The organism is Plantactinospora sonchi (assembly GCF_036422035.1).
GTDB lineage: Bacteria > Actinomycetota > Actinomycetes > Mycobacteriales > Micromonosporaceae > Plantactinospora > Plantactinospora sonchi.
In genome coordinates this window covers 148,773-163,116 of the sequence record NZ_JAZGQK010000003.1, presented here as the reverse complement: position 1 = coordinate 163,116, position 14,344 = coordinate 148,773, and the positions used below count along the sequence as shown (strand labels likewise).

Here is a 14,344-nt window from a genome sequence, read left to right as displayed (position 1 = left end):
AAGTCGATCTACTTACGTACAGACGGGCGCTGCGCGAAAACCTGATCGGTGCGCGCTGCCGGCAGACACAAGGTCACCGCAGACATGGCCAGCCAACCGCATCGGCGAAGACGGTCATGGAACCTACGCCGATCCGACATGCGGACACTCCGACAACTCTCCCGCAGGATCCGATGCGTCCTGGCCGACACGGAGGGCATGGTGCGAGCGCCGGCAACGGGCCGGCCGTCGCCGAGGTTATGTGGCGAGTGTTCAGAACGGTGGCTCGTCGAACGGACCTTCCGGAGCGCGTTCCGGGACGGCGGGTGGTATCGGCGTCACGGAGCTTCTGAGAGGCTCCACGTCCTCTCCCCACGCCTCGAGCGTGTTGATCGCCAGGCGTCGGTGTTCTTCCTCGGCGCTGACGACCAGCACATCGCGCACCAACGGCGCCAGCAGCTCGCGGTGGGACGCCAGGTCGGAACAGTCCGCCAGCCTCACCGCCGCCCTGACCGCCGCCCTCCGGACCCTGAGGTCGGGATCGTCCAGACAGTTGACCACGTAGGGGAACAGAGTCGGGCGGATCTGTCGGACGCCGGGATACAGGAGCAGGGCCTCTGCCTCCGAAAACCCCCAGGACCGGTACACCTCCACCTTCGAGTCGCTGATCTCGTAGGCGATGGCCTCCAGCCAGTCCAGTAGTTTGGCGCGGAGCGGATACCTTCCCGTCTCCCAGCCGGGCGTGACCGACTCCCGGCACTCCGGATCGCTCACCAACGCGGCGACGTACAGGGCGGCGGGCACCGTCGCGGAGAACAGGGTGGTCTGGTGGATCAGCTCGTCCGAGAGGTGGTTGAGGGCGATTCTCACCGCGTCAGGCTCGCCCGACACCAGACCGGCGAGTGTGGTGGGCGTCTCCGGACACGCCGGGCCGTAGGCGTGTTCCAGACCTGACCAGTCGGTGTCCTCAAGGATTCGGCACGCCGCATCGGTCACCCGCGTGATCGTTCCACAGCCGAGCCGACGTGATGGAACCTGGGTGAGGGCCACAGAGCGCGGCGCCGTCCGTCAGCAATCAGTTGTCACTCGTAGCCGAGATTTTCCTCTGAGTGCACGCGCCATCCGTCGTGCCGCTTGACCAGGACGAAGGCGATGCGCTCAAAAACGTCCCAGTACCCGGAATACGGGTCGTGGCCACATGCATACCAGAGCGCCTCAATCCGGGCCGTGTCCGGCGTCTCGCTGACGACGGTCACACCATCCAGTCTCGACACGCCACCCGAACCATCGATCTGGTCGCGGTCGTGCGCTCCGGCGTACTTGGCGCAAAAGTCGGCAGGGCTCTGGTAGGGCATCTGAACCTCCTCTTGGCCACGCCACTCACTGGCCCGTTGGCGGTGCCGTCGCGCCCGGCATTCATTCCACGCTAAAGCTTTGACACAAGAGTGGAGGGCCGACGGAGCACACTTCACGAACAGCCCACCCATGGGAGGATGAGTGGTCGTGGCCAACGGGTGCCGTTCATGACAGCCTGTCGTGAATCTTCGATGACCTTCGACGCCGCCGACGGCAGTGAGCTGCCCCTGTTGGTCTTCGAACCGGCCGAGGGCACGCGGCTCGCGGCCGGAATCGTCCTGTTCCACGGTGGCGCTCTGCGCACGGGATCGGCCGACGGGCTGGCCCCGCACTGCCGTCAGTTGGCGTCGCGCGGGATCTTCGCGGTATCTGCCGGGTATCGGCTGCTCGGTCGGGGCGCGGTGAGCATCGACGACTGCATCACCGACGTCCGGCGGGCGGTTGAGCGCGTCAGAGGGTTGGCCGCGTCACGGGGGCTCGAGACGTCGTGTCTGGTCTCGGGCGGCAGTTCGGCCGGTGCGCATCTCGCCCTGGTCGCCGCGATGACCGCCCCGGGTGGGGCCGTACCCGCGCCCGTACCCGGCGTCGCTGCCGTCGTGGCCCTCAATCCGGCGGGCCTGGACCTGCGTGCGTTCTCGCCGGAGCGCCAGCGTGCCATCGAACGGCAGGCCGGCATCTCTGCGGGCAGGGCGGACGACTACTCGCTGGTCGAGTTCGTGCGGCCAGGGAATCCGCCGATGCTGATTCACCACGGCACCGACGACGAGGTAGAGCCGATCGACCACGTACGGCGGTTCCGGGACGCGATGGTGCGGGCCGGCAACGAGTGCACACTGCTCGAGTACGAACATGCCGGGCACGGGTTCCACCACCCCGGCCATGACGGGTACTTCGACGACGTCATCGACGCGACGGCCCGCTTCCTCCTCGATCGGAGCTCGCCGATGTCGGCGATGTTCGACCCGACTCGACGGGCGATCACCGCCGAGTGACGGATCCGGCTACGGGCGGCGCACGAACGGCGTCAGGTGCGGATGCCGGGCCGGGAACAGGAGCAGCGCAAGCCTCCGTGCGGTATCTAGTTGGGCGACCTGATGGCGTCCCAGCCGGTGATGTCGCACTGACCGTGCTCGTTGTTGCCGGTGGCGACAACTGTGCCGTCCGCGCGTAGTCCGAGAGTGTGGGTGGATCCGGCCGCCACCGCTACGATCTCGCGCCAGTCGGCCACGTCGCACTGGCCGGAATCTCTGCTTCAGACGGCCACGACTCGGCCAGCCGCGGTGACTCCCACGGTGTGGTAGCTCCCAGCCGTCACTGCCACGACGTCCCGCCAAGCACTGACGTCGCAGGCGCCCGTCGATCGATCCCCGACCGCGAGGACGCGTCCGTCGTTGCCAAGACCGACCGTGTGGAGGTAGCCGGCGGCGACGGCGGTGACGTCACGCCATGTGTCGACCGCGCACTGCCCACGGCGATCGTTCCCCACGGCAACGGTGGTCCCGTCGGCGCTGAGAGGGCGGTTCGGACCGCTTTGGTTGATCTATGCGTTGGGTCTGTTTGGTGATCGTTCTGCGGGTTCATGGTAGATCCAGAGTTGCGGTCTGGGCTGTTCGCAGCGGTCTACGGCGCCCGCGGTTCCCCGCCGCCGACCTTCGTCCGGCACCCGCGTGGAGTTTTCACGTTCGCCATCAGCCGGGCGTCGATCTCCACCGGCGGCAAATACAGCGACAGGTCTGGATCGTTGTTGACGTGAAGCTGGTTGACCGCCGCATCAGGAATGCGTGGGTCGTGAACCCGGTCGGCCTCTCCCCCGACTGTTGGTGGTGACGGGAGGACGAGATGACCGATGAGCTACTGGTGGTGCGTGCCCAACTGGGCGAGCGGGTGGCATTGACGGAGTTGGTGGCGCGGTGGCGGGTGCCGGTATGGACGTACGTACGTCGCATGCTGGGCGCGGATCGGGCCGACGACGTCACCCAGGAGATCTGGCTGGCTGTGGTCCGAGGCCTGCCACGGTTGCACGAGCCTGACCGGTTCACCCCTTGGCTGTTCACCATCGCTCGTCGATCGGTGATCGACCGCCTGCGAACGGAGTACGCCCGCGAGCAGACGGCGCTGACGCGGGACGAACCGGTTACCGACGACCCCAGCGAGGCAGTGGTGACGCGTGTGGAACTCGTTGCCGCGCTCTCGCGCCTGCCCGTAATCGAGCGGGAGATCCTTGTCCTGTTCTACCTGGAAGACCTGTCGGTGCAGGACTGTGCCCACATCTGTCAAATCCCGGCGGGCACCGTCAAATCCAGGCTGAGTCGGGCCCGTCGCCTGCTACGGGAGCGCCTTAACGAGAAGGAGGACCAGTCGTGACAGACGAGCCACGCATGTCGGCACAGGAGATGATCGACCGACTTGCGCCCGCGCTGTCAGTAAGGACACGCATTCGCGCGGTTGCGGCGCTGCTGGCTGGGCTGGCCGGCACGGTCTTTGTGGTCTCGCTGTGGTGGAGCGAGCCGGGACCGTTGCCTGGCCGTACCCAGCTGGCGTTCGCGCTGTTCACCGTGTTCTCTGTGGCCTGGGCCGGTTACGGGGGCTGGCTGCTGACGCGCAGGGTGCCGTTGTTCGCCACCGAGCAGGTGATCGCCGCCTGGATTGCCCTGATTGCCTCCGTGGTGACGACTGGGCTCGTGGCTGTCATCGCAGGCCAAAACGGCACCGGCCTGCTGCCTGCGCTGGCGATCGGGAGCCTGTTCGTCGCGGCGGCGCTGGTGCTGGCCCTGCGAGCCCACACCCGCCGCGCCGCGCTGCTGCGCCGCATGCGGAAGCTGACCGGCGAGGAGGAAGCATGAACGCCGCCCTGGAAACCAGCGGGCTGGGCAAACGGTACCGGCAGCGGTGGGCACTGAGCGAATGCACCATCGAACTGCCCGCCGGCGCGGCAGCTGCGGTGGTCGGGCCGAACGGGGCAGGAAAATCCACCCTGCTCAATCTCGTGACCGGCCTGCTCGCACCCACCACGGGCACGGTACGGATCTTCGGCCGGCCGTTGGACATAGCCAGGGTCGCCTTTGTCGCTCAAGACAGGCCGCTGTACCAACGCTGGAGCGTGGCCGATCTGCTGCGCTTCGGCGCGGCCACCAACCCCCGCTGGGACCGGCGACGCGCCGAGTCGCTCCTGCTCGCACACGACATCCCGCCGGGCCAGCGGGTGGACCGCCTCTCCGGGGGTCAGCGCACCCTGGTGGCGCTCGCCTTGGCCGTCGGCAAGCAGGCCGACCTGCTGGTGCTGGACGAGCCGTTGGCCGAACTCGACCCGCTGGCCCGCGTCCACGTGATGGAGGTGGTCCGAACGTTGGAGGTCACCGTGCTGCTCTCCTCACACGTCCTGGCCGACCTGGCCCAGGTGTGCGACCACCTGATCCTGCTCGGTAACGGCCGGGTACGCCTATGCGGCACCTTCACCGAGTTGCTGAACACCCATCGCGCCCAGACCCTCGAGGAACTCGTGCTGGGATACCTGCGTAGCCCGGAACTGGCCCGCTGATGGGGCTGCTGTGGGTGGCCTGGCGCGGGCAACGCGCCCAGTTCGCCGCCATCGCCGCCCTCCTGCTGTTGTACAGCGCAGCCACACTCGTGGAGCGTCTGGAACCGGAGCTGACCGGTCTCACCGGCCAACTGGCGGGATTCCTGCCCGGTGCCGTCTGCCTCGTATGGGGCGCCCCCCTCATCGCCCGTGAACTTGAGACAGGCACCTTCAAACTCGCCTGGACACAGAGCATCACCCGGGGACGCTGGCTCGCCGCCACCCTCACCACCGCGGCCGCCGGCGCCCTGGCCGCGACCGCTCTGCTCGCCGCGGTCCTGGCCTGGGCACCGCCCGCCGCCGGGGGTGACCCGACGGCCTGGCCATACTACGAGAGCCACGGCATGATCCCGTTCGCCAGAGTGCTGTTCGCCCTCACGCTCGGCGCCGCACTCGGCGCAGTCACAGGACACTCCCGGGTCGCCATGCCGCTAGCGGTGCTACTGGTCGGCGTCAGCCAACTCGGTGGCCGGGCGGTGCGCAGCCACATCGACCTGCCGTATTGGCCCATGCAGTCGGCCGAGGCAGCGGCCTATCTCAGCCTCACGCTCCTCCTGACCGGCATCGCCTACCTGGCCATACGCCGCCGGACCTGAACCAGAGAGGAACCTCACCGATGAGTCACAACCCGAAGCTGATCCGCCGCAGATTCGGCAGGACAACGCTGATTCTCGTCACCCTGCTCGTGGCCGCAGCACTCGTCGTCGGCGCGATCGTTCTGCTGAGCTAAGGCATCCCTCGGGGTCTGTGGCCAGTCCACAGACCCCGACGGGTCCTACCGTGGCTGGCGTTGGGTCAGGCGGCGCGGCCAGCCTTGAGTGAGGCTGCGATACGAACGAACGGGCACAGCGGCACGTACGGGTGGCCAGGGCCGGTCCCTGTCTGCGCCCGATCGTGAAGTGCTCGCCACGACGCAGATCGAGTTCACTACGCCGCCGACGCTCCCGCGTCCGAACGGGTACAGCCACGTAGCCACCATTGGTCCGGGCAGTCGGGTGGTCTGGACGTCCGGTCAAGTGCCCATCGCCGGCAGACGGCACCCCAGCTCCCACGGAAGACTGGGCAGCCCAGACCCGCCAGGCCATGCACAACGTCGGTGCCGCCGCCACGGCGACCACCTGGGCCCAGTCCTCGACTCGACACTCACCCGATGCCCCCGTGCCGGCCGCAACCACGGTGCCATCGGTACACAGCCCCAACGAGTGTCGGCGTCCGGCGGCGATGACAGGGCTACTCATGTGCACAGCATTACCGGGTACGTGACCCTGGGCAGATCCCGCCCCGCTCCATGTCCCTCCCGGCTGATGAGCGTCGGCCACGAGACCGTCAGCTCCAGCACCCGCTCATCGGCTGAACGCGTGCGTCGTCATCGACGCCGACGCCGACCACGAGGTGTGCCCGGCACAGGACCGGTCGCCACTGTGCGGCGCTGGGTCAGGCCGTACAGGTTCGTCTCTTGCCGGGGACACCGGTGGGACGCCGGCCGGGTTCACGGCTCCGGGGCGACCGGTTCCGCCGGCCGGTTGCGGGCCCGGAAGCGGGTCAGCCGGTCCCGGGCGGCGGGGACGATGCCGTGCGGCAGGAACAGCACAACCAGGACGAGCAGCAGTCCGTACCCGGCGTAGGACAGCACGCTGGGTGCGTAGCTGGGCATGCCGGGCTGGGTGCCGAGGGTGTTGAGCACCTGGACCAGCAGGATGATGGCGGTCGCGCCGATCAGGGCCCCCCACAGGGTGCCGAGGCCGCCGACGACGGCCATCACGACGTACTCGATGGAGAGCAGGACCGGGAACGAGCCCGGCGCGAGGTAGCCGAGATAGAACGCGTAGATGCCGCCGGCGAGGCCGGCGAACGCGGCGGCCAGCGCGAAGACGGTGAGCCGGTAGCGGCCGACCGGTACCCCGCTGGCGGCGGCCGCGGTCTCGCTGGTCGCCAGGGCGCGCAGGGCCCGGCCCGGACGGGACGCGACGACGTTGCGGGCCACCAGCAGGGTGAGCGCGACCGCCGCCCAGACCAGGTACGCGTACGAGGTGTCGTCGGCGAACTCGTGGCCACCGACCGACAGCCGGGGAATGCCCTGCAGACCGATGGCGCCGCCGGCCCAGTCCGCCTGGCTCAGCAGTGACAGCAGGATCAGCTGCATCGCCAGGGTGGCGAACGCGAGGTGGTGGCCGCGCAGTCGCAGCAGCGGCACACCGACGACGGTGGCGAACGCGGCGGAGACCAGCGGCGCGGCGAGCAGCCCGACCAGCGGCGGCAGGCTGTGCACGCTGAGCAGGCCGGCCGTGTAGCCACCGATGGCGTAGAACGAGGCCTGGCCGAGGGACACCTGCCCGGCGTACCCCATCAGCAGCGACAGTCCGACGGTGACCATCGCGGCGAGGCCGAGCAGGATGTAGATGGCCAGGTGGTTGGCCGACAGCAGCGGCGGCAGGGCGAGCGTCACCGCCGCCACCGCCGCCACCGGTGCCCACCTGGCCATCAGGCCGCCTCCCGCTGGGCGGCCGGCTGGCGCGCGGCCTGCCAGATCATCGCGGCCAGCATCAGCACGAGGGCGACCTCCATCTGGTACGCGGCGTTGCCGTATCCGGCGACGAGCGCCTGCGCGACGCCGAGCAGCAGCCCGCCGACCAGGGTGAGCGCCGGTCGCACCAGCCCGCCGAGGATGGCCGCCGCGAAGCCGCCCACGATCAGGGTGACGTCGTAGTCGAAGGTGACCAGCTGGATCGGCGTGACCAGCACGCCGGCGAGCCCGCCGAGCGCACCGCCGATGGCGAAGGAGAACAGGCCCATCCGGGTGACGCTGATGCCGACCACCCTGGCGGCGTACGGATTGGACGCGCAGGCGGAGAGCGCCCGACCGACGTCGGTACGGGCGAACAGGATCGCCAGGATCGCGAATACGACCAACGTCACGCCGATGATCAGCAGGTAGTGGGCCTGGAACCGGGCCCCGGCGAGCTCCACGGCGCCGGGCACCCCACCGAACGAGCGGGGCTGGTCACCCCAGATCAGCACCTCGACCGCGTACGCGCAGACCGCCAGCCCGAGCGTGATGATGAGCGAGGCGCCGGGCGGCGTACCCGGTCTGCCGATGGCGACCAGGCCGACCAGCAGTCCGGCTCCGGCGCCGACCGCCACGGCGAGGACCTCGGCCGCCCCGTGCGGCAACCCGCTGGCGAGCAGGGTCGAGGTGGTCATGGCGGCGAGCACCGCGAAGCTGCCCTGGGCGAAGTTGACCACCCGGGTGACCCGGTGGATGACCACCATCCCGCTGCCGACGAGTGCGAACGCGCAACCGCCGCCGAGTCCGGTGATCAGGTACTGGAGGAGGTCGCTCACCTGGCCGCTCCGAGGTAGGCGTCGGCCACCCGGGGATCCGCGGCGAGTTCGGCGGCGGTTCCGTCAGCGACGACCCGGCCGGCCTCGATCACGTACCCGCGCCCGCAGAGGTCGAGGGCGAGCCGGGCGTTCTGCTCGATGAGCAGCACGGCCAGGCCGTCGGTGTTGAGTTCACGCAGGTGCCGGGCGAGGTCGGCGACGACCAGCGGGGCGAGGCCGAGGGAGAGTTCGTCGACGACGAGCACCTCCGGGCGGGCCATCAGGGCCCGGCCGACCGCGACCATCTGCTGCTCGCCGCCGGAGAGTGAGCCGGCGCGGCGGCGGCGCAGCGGGTCGAGGCGGGGCAGGATGCCGTAGACCGGTCCGGTGTCCCGGTTGCGGATGGCCCAGCCACCGAGGCGGAGGTTGTCGTCGACGGTCAGGTCGGGAAACATCTGGCGCCCCTCCGGCACGTACGCCAGCCGGCCCTGGACCGTCACGGCGCCGGCGGCCGGGCGGAGGATCCCGGCCAGCGTGTCGGCCAGGGTGGACTTGCCGGCGCCGTTCGGGCCGATGAGTGCGACCATCTCGCCGGCACCCACGGTGAGGTTGACCTGGTCGAGTGCCACCGCCGCCCCGTGCCGGACGGTGAGATCGCGGACCTCTATCACGTCGGGACCTCCCCGCCGAGGTACGCGGCCACGACCGCGGGGTCGGCGCGGACCTCGGCGGGCGTGCCCTCGGCGATCACCCTGCCGAGGTCGAGGACAGTGACCCGGTCGGCGAGCCGGGTCACGAAGGCCACGTCGTGCTCGATCTTGATCATGGTGAGGCCGCCGGCCTTCAGCTCCTCGATGAGCTGGGCGAGCGCGTTCCGCTCGGCGGCACGCAGGCCGGCCGCCGGCTCGTCGAGCAGCAGCAGCCGGGGCCGGCCGCACAGGGCCCGAGCCACCTGGAGCGCCCGCTGCTGGCCCAACGGCAGGGACTCGGCCGACCGGCCGGCCCACCCGGCCAGCCCGACCCGGTCGAGCGCCTCCCGGGCCCGGTGCCGGATCTCCCGCTCCTCCCGGTGGTGCCGGGGCAGCCGCAGGGCCGCGCCGACAAAACCACCACCGGTGGTGGCGTGCGCGCCGACCATCACGTTCTCCAGCACGGTCATGCCCCCGAAGACCCGGGCACCCTGGAAGACGATCGCGATACCCAGGGTGGCCCGGCGGTGCGGCGGCAGCCGGTCGATCCGCTGCCCCGCGTACGTGATCGTGCCGGTCCGGCTCGCCAGCTGCCCGCCGATCAGACCGAACAGTGTGGACTTGCCGGCGCCGTTCGGCCCGATCACTCCGCGCAGCTCCCCGGGCGCAACGTCGAGGTGGACGTCGCGCACGGCGTACACGCCACCGAAGGACCGGGACACGCCGGCCACCCGCAGCAGCGGCTCGGTCACCTGCCCGCCACCGCGGCGAGCTGCTCCCGCGCCCACTCGGTGGGTACGAAGGCACCGCCCTTGACCACGTTGACCGAGATGAAGTCGGCCTTCAGGCCGGCGTGGTCCGTGGCGCTGTAGACGTAGCTGCCGTTCGGGGTGGTCAAGGTCAGCCCCTCCAACGCGGTCCGGATCTTCTCCGGCTCGGTGCTGCCGGCCTTCTCGATCGCCGCGACCAGCAGCTTCACCCCGGTGTACCCGTCCTGCGCGAACTGCGGCGGCGGGTAGCCGTACCGGCTCTGGAACGGGCCGGCCAGCTCGTCGATCGCCCGCTTCTGGGCACCGTCCGGCAGGTGCGCGCCGACAACACCGATCGAGCTGGCCACGAACGCACCCTCGGCGGCCGCGCCGACCGGGTCCAGCCACAGTTTGCTCGCCTGCGCGCCGGTGAAAACGACGGGCACGTCCAGGCCCGCCGTGGCGTACTGCTTGGCCAGGGCGACGCCGGGCGGCCCGGTGGCCCACACCACGAGGGCCTGCGCCCCGGACGAACGCACCTGGTTGAAGACCGCCGAGAACTCGGTTGTCGTGGTCTGGAACTCCGGGGTCGCGGTGAGCGAGATGCCGTACGTGCCGGCCTTCTCCCTGGTCCCGTCGAAGCCGGCCCTGGCGTAGGAGCTCTTGCCGTCGTACGCCACGGCGACCCGGCTGATCCCCTCCGCCCTGAGGTACTGCAGGATCCGGTCCGCGTACGTGGCGGAGGTGGCCGGCACGACGAAGACGTACGGGTGGACCGGGTCGACCTGCTCGTCGGCCGGGGTCAGCGAGATGTAGGGGATCTTCTCCCGGTCGACCAGCGGAATGGTCGCCAACGCGGAGTTGGAGAACGGCGAGCCGATCACCGCGACCGCGTCCCGGCCCTTGATGTCGTTGAAGGCCAGCACCGACTGGTCGGGCTGGCTCTTGTCGTCGCGGACGATCAGCTCGATCCGGCGGCCGAGCACCCCGCCGGCCGTGTTGACCTGCTCGACGGCGAGCGCGACGGACTTCTCGTTCTCCGTGCCGAGCGGCGCGTAGTTGCCGGTCAGCGACACGATCTGGCCGACCCTGACCGGGCCCGCGCCGTCACCGGCGGGTGAGTCGTCGGAGCAGCCGGCCGTGGCGAGGACCACGGTGAGCGCGGCGACGGATACGGCGGTACGTCGCACGGGTGCCTCCCACCACGAGGGGACAGCTTGCCACAAGGACGCTAGACATCTATTCCACGCCGGTCAATATTCATGCCTTCTGTCGACGTCCGAAAGAGAGGGACGCCGGGTCGTCTCCGCCCGGACGCGCCCCGGTCCCCCGCACCGCCACACCCCTCCGCCGAGGGCTTCCCGGGGACGCTGGCGCAGTCTCGGTGTCGCCGTCCCACACCCGGCCGGACACCCGATCCCAGGCCGCCCCGCGCGCAGCTCGTGGGATGGCGAGCGACACGCCAACTGTATAGTTACCTGCATGTCGGTCCCGCCCGCGGCGCCCGCCGTCGACCTCCCCCGCATGCAGACCGGCGGCAGTCCGCAGCACCTGCTGCTGACCCTGCTCGGCGACTACTGGTACGGCCAGCGCGCACCGCTGCCCTCGGCGGCCCTGGTGGCCCTGCTCGGCGAGTTCGACATCACCGAGGTCGGCGCCCGCGCGGCACTGAGCCGGCTGGCCCGCCGCGGCCTGTTGGAGCAGTCGAAGTCCGGGCGGCGCACCTCCTACTCGCTCAGTCCCCGGGCGTCCGAGGTGCTCACCGAGGGCCGGGCCCACATCCTGTCGTTCGGCGCGGAACGGACCGGGTGGACCGGGCGGTGGACGGTGGCCGCGTTCTCGGTGCCGGAGGACGACCGCTCCCGCCGCAACGCGTTACGCACCCGACTCGGCTGGTACGGCTTCGCCCCGTTGTACGACGGACTCTGGGTCTCGCCGCAGGAGCGGGTGGCCGAGGTGACCGCGATCCTGTCCGAACTGGGCATCGACCGGGCGACCGTGTTCACCGCCGAACTGGCCGAGGGCGGCCCGGTGGCCGGCCACCCGATCCGGGCGTGGGACCTCGACGCACTCCGGGCCGGGTACGAGCGTCTTCTCTCGACGTTCGAGCCGGTCCTGCGACGGTGGCGCAGTGGGCGGATCGGCACGGCGGAGGCGCTGGCCTCGCGCACCGCGCTGATGGACGAGTGGCGCACCATGCCGAGCCTCGACCCGGAACTGCCGACGGAGCTGCTGCCGCCGCACTGGCCCCGGGTGCGGGCCCGGGAACTCTTCGTCGAGCTGTACGACGGGCTGGCCGGGTTGGCCGAGCAGCGGGTGGTCCAGGTGGTCGCGGCGTACGACCCGGATCTGGCCGCGCTGGTACGCAGCCACACCACCCGCGACATGTGACACTAGCCTTGACGCCAGGCGGAGATAGAGTCAAACTCGGCCCATGACCGAGGAGGCTTACGAGGCCATCGCCCGACTCGGCACGGCCCCACTCTGGCGATACTTCGGCAACCTCTTCAACGCCGAGCCACGCAGCCGGGCCGTCCCGTACCTGTGGCGCTACCCGGAACTGCGGCCGTACCTGCTGCACTTCGCGGACGTGCTCTCCCTGGAGGAGGCCGAGCGTCGGGTACTGATGCTCGTCAACCCCGGCCTGCCCGACCCACCGGCCACCACGACCACGTTGTACGCGGGCATCCAGGTGATCCTGCCCGGCGAGACCGCGCAGGCGCACCGGCACAGCGCGGGCGCGTTCCGGTTCATCATCGAGGGACGCGGCGCCTACACCACGGTCAACGGCGAACGTGTGCACATGCACCCCGGCGACCTGCTGCTGACGCCCGGCTGGCACTGGCACGACCACGCCCACGAGGGCGACGGTCCGATGCTGTGGCTGGACGGCCTCGACTTCCCCCTCGTCAACGCACTGGAGGCCGGGTTCTTCGAACTGTTCGGCGAGCGGACGCAGAAGGCGGAGGTACCCGACGACATCTCGTCACGGCAGTTCATCCACGGACGCCTGACACCGGCCTGGGACCCCCGACCGGGCCCCAACTCGCCGATCGGCAACTACCCCTGGACGGAGACCGCCCGGGCGTTCGACGCCATCGCCGAGGACGCGACCGGCAGCGACGCCGACGGGGTGGTGCTGGAGTACACGAACCCGTGGAACGGCGGGCCGGTCATGCCCACCATCGGCTGTCGGATCGCCCGGCTGCGCCCCGGCTTCCGGGGTGTCGTCCGCAGGCAGACGCCGAGCACGATCTACCACGTGGTACGCGGCAGCGGGGCGAGCAGAGTGGACGACCAGTTGCTGGAGTGGTCGGAAAAGGACGTGTTCGCCGTGCCCGGCTGGGCCCGCTACCAGCACGTCAACTCCTCCACCAGCCAGGACGCGGTGCTCTTCTCGTACACCGACGCGCCCGCGATCACCGCGCTCGGCCTCTACCGCGAGGAGGTGGCGTGACCGGGGGACACCGACCGGTGATCGTGGTCGGGGCCGGCCCGGTCGGCATGTCCGCCGCGCTGGCGCTGCGGGCACTCGGCCGACCGGCCACCGTACTGGAGGCCGGCGCCGAGGACCGGCTGCGGCCCGGCAGTCGCGCCATCTTCGTACACCGCGCCACGCTGGAGGTGCTCGACCGCGCCGCACCCGGCCTGGCCGGCGAACTGGCCGCGTACGGGCTGGTGTGGGGAACCAAACGCACCTTCTACGCCGGCCGGCAGGTCTTCGCCCGCAGCTATCCGCCGCCACCGGCCGGTACGCTGCCGCACTTCACCAGCCTGCCCCAGGTGGAGACCGAACGTTACCTGCTGCAGGCGTGCAAGGCGGCCGGTGTGGAGTTCGCCTGGAACGCGGAGGTGACACACGTCGAGTCCACGACGGGCGGCGTCACGCTGCGGACCGCCGCCGGTGCCCGCTGGACGGCGGACTACGTGGTCGCCGCCGACGGCGCCCGGTCCGGGGTCCGTCGCGCGCTCGGCGTGCCGATGGAGGGCAGCCGCTCGGACGGCTGGTACGTCGTGGTGGACGTGGAGGAGGACCCGGCCGAGCCGCTGCCGGTGGAGCGGGTGTTCCACTACCGGCATCCGGCCGCCGGGCACCGTAACGTGCTGCTGGTTCCCTTCGCCGGCGGTTGGCGGGTCGACCTGCAGCTGCACGACGACGACGATCCGGAGGAGCTGAGCCACGGCGACGGGCTGCGCCACTGGTTGCGGGCCGTGCTCCCGCCCGCGTACGCGGAACGGGTCGGCTGGGCCTCCACCTACCGGTTCCTCCAGGTCGTGGCGGACGACTTCGCCGAACCGGCACGGCGCACCCTGCTGGTCGGGGAGGCGGCGCACCTGTTCGCGCCGTTCGGCGCCCGGGGCCTGAACTCCGGCGTGGCCGACGCGGAAGCGGCCGCGACCGCCGTGCACGTCGCGCTCTCCGCCGCCGTACCGGCCCGGGCCCGGGCCGCCGTGGAGGACTTCGCGCTCTCCCGGCGCCGGGCCGCGCTGTTCAACCGGGACGCGGCCGGTGCCGCGCTGGCCCACCTGCGGCCCGGCCCCGCCGAACGGGAGGTGCTGGAACAGGCGGCGCGGGACGCGGCGACCGACGAGAGCCGAGGGCACTGGCTCGACACCACGCCGTACGGGCCACGCGGGCTGCCGCCCGGCAACACCATCCACAAGTACTGAGA

Annotated in this window: 17 protein-coding genes and 1 pseudogene; 8 read left to right on the top strand and 10 right to left on the bottom strand. The window is 70.7% G+C overall.

Features of this window, described 5'->3' with window-relative positions:
- Positions 1-252: 252 nt before the first annotated feature.
- Together V1633_RS04140 and V1633_RS04135 are read right to left on the bottom strand one after the other, a co-directional pair.
- Positions 253-975: a hypothetical protein gene (locus V1633_RS04140; protein WP_331212803.1), complete on the bottom strand. Its 723-nt coding sequence runs from the start codon at positions 973-975 to the stop codon at positions 253-255.
- Positions 976-1,061: 86 nt separating this feature from the next.
- Positions 1,062-1,334, bottom strand: a complete 273-nt coding sequence (locus V1633_RS04135; RefSeq protein ID WP_331212802.1) for a hypothetical protein — start codon at positions 1,332-1,334, stop codon at positions 1,062-1,064.
- A 192-nt stretch (positions 1,335-1,526) separates the two neighbouring features.
- Here V1633_RS04135 and V1633_RS04130 point away from each other — a divergent pair, with 192 nt between their 5' ends.
- A complete protein-coding gene (locus V1633_RS04130) occupies positions 1,527-2,327 on the top strand; it encodes an alpha/beta hydrolase (protein WP_331212801.1) in 801 nt (266 codons plus the stop codon).
- Positions 2,328-2,413: 86 nt separating this feature from the next.
- On the opposite strand, the gene V1633_RS36910 is transcribed toward V1633_RS04130, so the two are convergent.
- Entirely contained in the window at positions 2,414-2,536 is a 123-nt protein-coding gene (locus V1633_RS36910; protein ID WP_407951960.1) for an RCC1-like domain-containing protein, read from the bottom strand.
- Positions 2,537-2,587: 51 nt separating this feature from the next.
- On the bottom strand, positions 2,588-2,821 hold the full coding sequence (locus V1633_RS36905; RefSeq protein ID WP_407951959.1) for a hypothetical protein: 234 nt from the start codon (positions 2,819-2,821) through the stop codon (positions 2,588-2,590).
- Between the two features lie 353 nt (positions 2,822-3,174).
- On the opposite strand from V1633_RS36905, the gene V1633_RS04125 reads away from it, so the two are divergent.
- From V1633_RS04125 to V1633_RS04110, 4 genes are read left to right on the top strand one after another with little or no spacing between them, the layout of a single operon-like run.
- Entirely contained in the window at positions 3,175-3,699 is a 525-nt protein-coding gene (locus tag V1633_RS04125) for an RNA polymerase sigma factor (protein ID WP_331212800.1), read from the top strand.
- Positions 3,696-4,178 carry a hypothetical protein gene (locus V1633_RS04120; RefSeq protein WP_331212799.1) on the top strand — a complete coding sequence of 161 codons (483 nt, stop codon included), beginning with the start codon at positions 3,696-3,698 and terminating at the stop codon, positions 4,176-4,178. Before V1633_RS04125 ends, V1633_RS04120 begins: the two co-directional genes overlap by 4 nt.
- Positions 4,175-4,873, top strand: a complete 699-nt coding sequence (locus V1633_RS04115; RefSeq protein WP_331212798.1) for an ABC transporter ATP-binding protein — start codon at positions 4,175-4,177, stop codon at positions 4,871-4,873. Before V1633_RS04120 ends, V1633_RS04115 begins: the two co-directional genes overlap by 4 nt.
- Entirely contained in the window at positions 4,873-5,508 is a 636-nt protein-coding gene (locus tag V1633_RS04110) for an ABC transporter permease subunit (RefSeq protein ID WP_331212797.1), read from the top strand. The genes V1633_RS04115 and V1633_RS04110 overlap by 1 nt, the downstream gene beginning before the upstream one ends.
- 561 nt (positions 5,509-6,069) lie before the next feature.
- On the opposite strand, the pseudogene V1633_RS36900 reads toward V1633_RS04110, so the two are convergent.
- The 6 genes and pseudogenes from V1633_RS36900 to V1633_RS04085 form a co-directional block, all read right to left on the bottom strand.
- A pseudogene (locus V1633_RS36900) lies at positions 6,070-6,150 on the bottom strand (RCC1-like domain-containing protein); the annotation flags it as partial.
- Positions 6,151-6,401: 251 nt separating this feature from the next.
- Entirely contained in the window at positions 6,402-7,394 is a 993-nt protein-coding gene (locus V1633_RS04105; RefSeq protein WP_331212796.1) for a branched-chain amino acid ABC transporter permease, read from the bottom strand.
- Positions 7,394-8,254, bottom strand: a complete 861-nt coding sequence (locus tag V1633_RS04100; protein ID WP_331212795.1) for a branched-chain amino acid ABC transporter permease — start codon at positions 8,252-8,254, stop codon at positions 7,394-7,396. The genes V1633_RS04105 and V1633_RS04100 overlap by 1 nt, the downstream gene beginning before the upstream one ends.
- Positions 8,251-8,904 carry an ABC transporter ATP-binding protein gene (locus tag V1633_RS04095; RefSeq protein WP_331212794.1) on the bottom strand — a complete coding sequence of 218 codons (654 nt, stop codon included), beginning with the start codon at positions 8,902-8,904 and terminating at the stop codon, positions 8,251-8,253. Before V1633_RS04095 ends, V1633_RS04100 begins: the two co-directional genes overlap by 4 nt.
- Complete coding sequence (locus V1633_RS04090) at positions 8,901-9,674, bottom strand: ABC transporter ATP-binding protein (RefSeq protein ID WP_331212793.1); 774 nt, start codon at positions 9,672-9,674, stop codon at positions 8,901-8,903. Before V1633_RS04090 ends, V1633_RS04095 begins: the two co-directional genes overlap by 4 nt.
- The gene (locus tag V1633_RS04085; protein ID WP_331212792.1) at positions 9,671-10,861 is read right to left on the bottom strand and encodes an ABC transporter substrate-binding protein; all 1,191 of its coding nucleotides are present in this window, start codon (positions 10,859-10,861) and stop codon (positions 9,671-9,673) included. The genes V1633_RS04090 and V1633_RS04085 overlap by 4 nt, the downstream gene beginning before the upstream one ends.
- 292 nt (positions 10,862-11,153) lie before the next feature.
- Here V1633_RS04085 and V1633_RS04080 point away from each other — a divergent pair, with 292 nt between their 5' ends.
- From V1633_RS04080 to V1633_RS04070, 3 genes are read left to right on the top strand one after another with little or no spacing between them, the layout of a single operon-like run.
- Positions 11,154-12,062: a PaaX family transcriptional regulator gene (locus V1633_RS04080; RefSeq protein WP_331212791.1), complete on the top strand. Its 909-nt coding sequence runs from the start codon at positions 11,154-11,156 to the stop codon at positions 12,060-12,062.
- A gap of 43 nt (positions 12,063-12,105) precedes the next feature.
- Complete coding sequence (locus tag V1633_RS04075) at positions 12,106-13,128, top strand: cupin domain-containing protein (protein WP_331212790.1); 1,023 nt, start codon at positions 12,106-12,108, stop codon at positions 13,126-13,128.
- Complete coding sequence (locus V1633_RS04070) at positions 13,125-14,342, top strand: FAD-dependent oxidoreductase (protein ID WP_331212789.1); 1,218 nt, start codon at positions 13,125-13,127, stop codon at positions 14,340-14,342. Before V1633_RS04075 ends, V1633_RS04070 begins: the two co-directional genes overlap by 4 nt.
- Positions 14,343-14,344 lie beyond the last annotated feature (2 nt).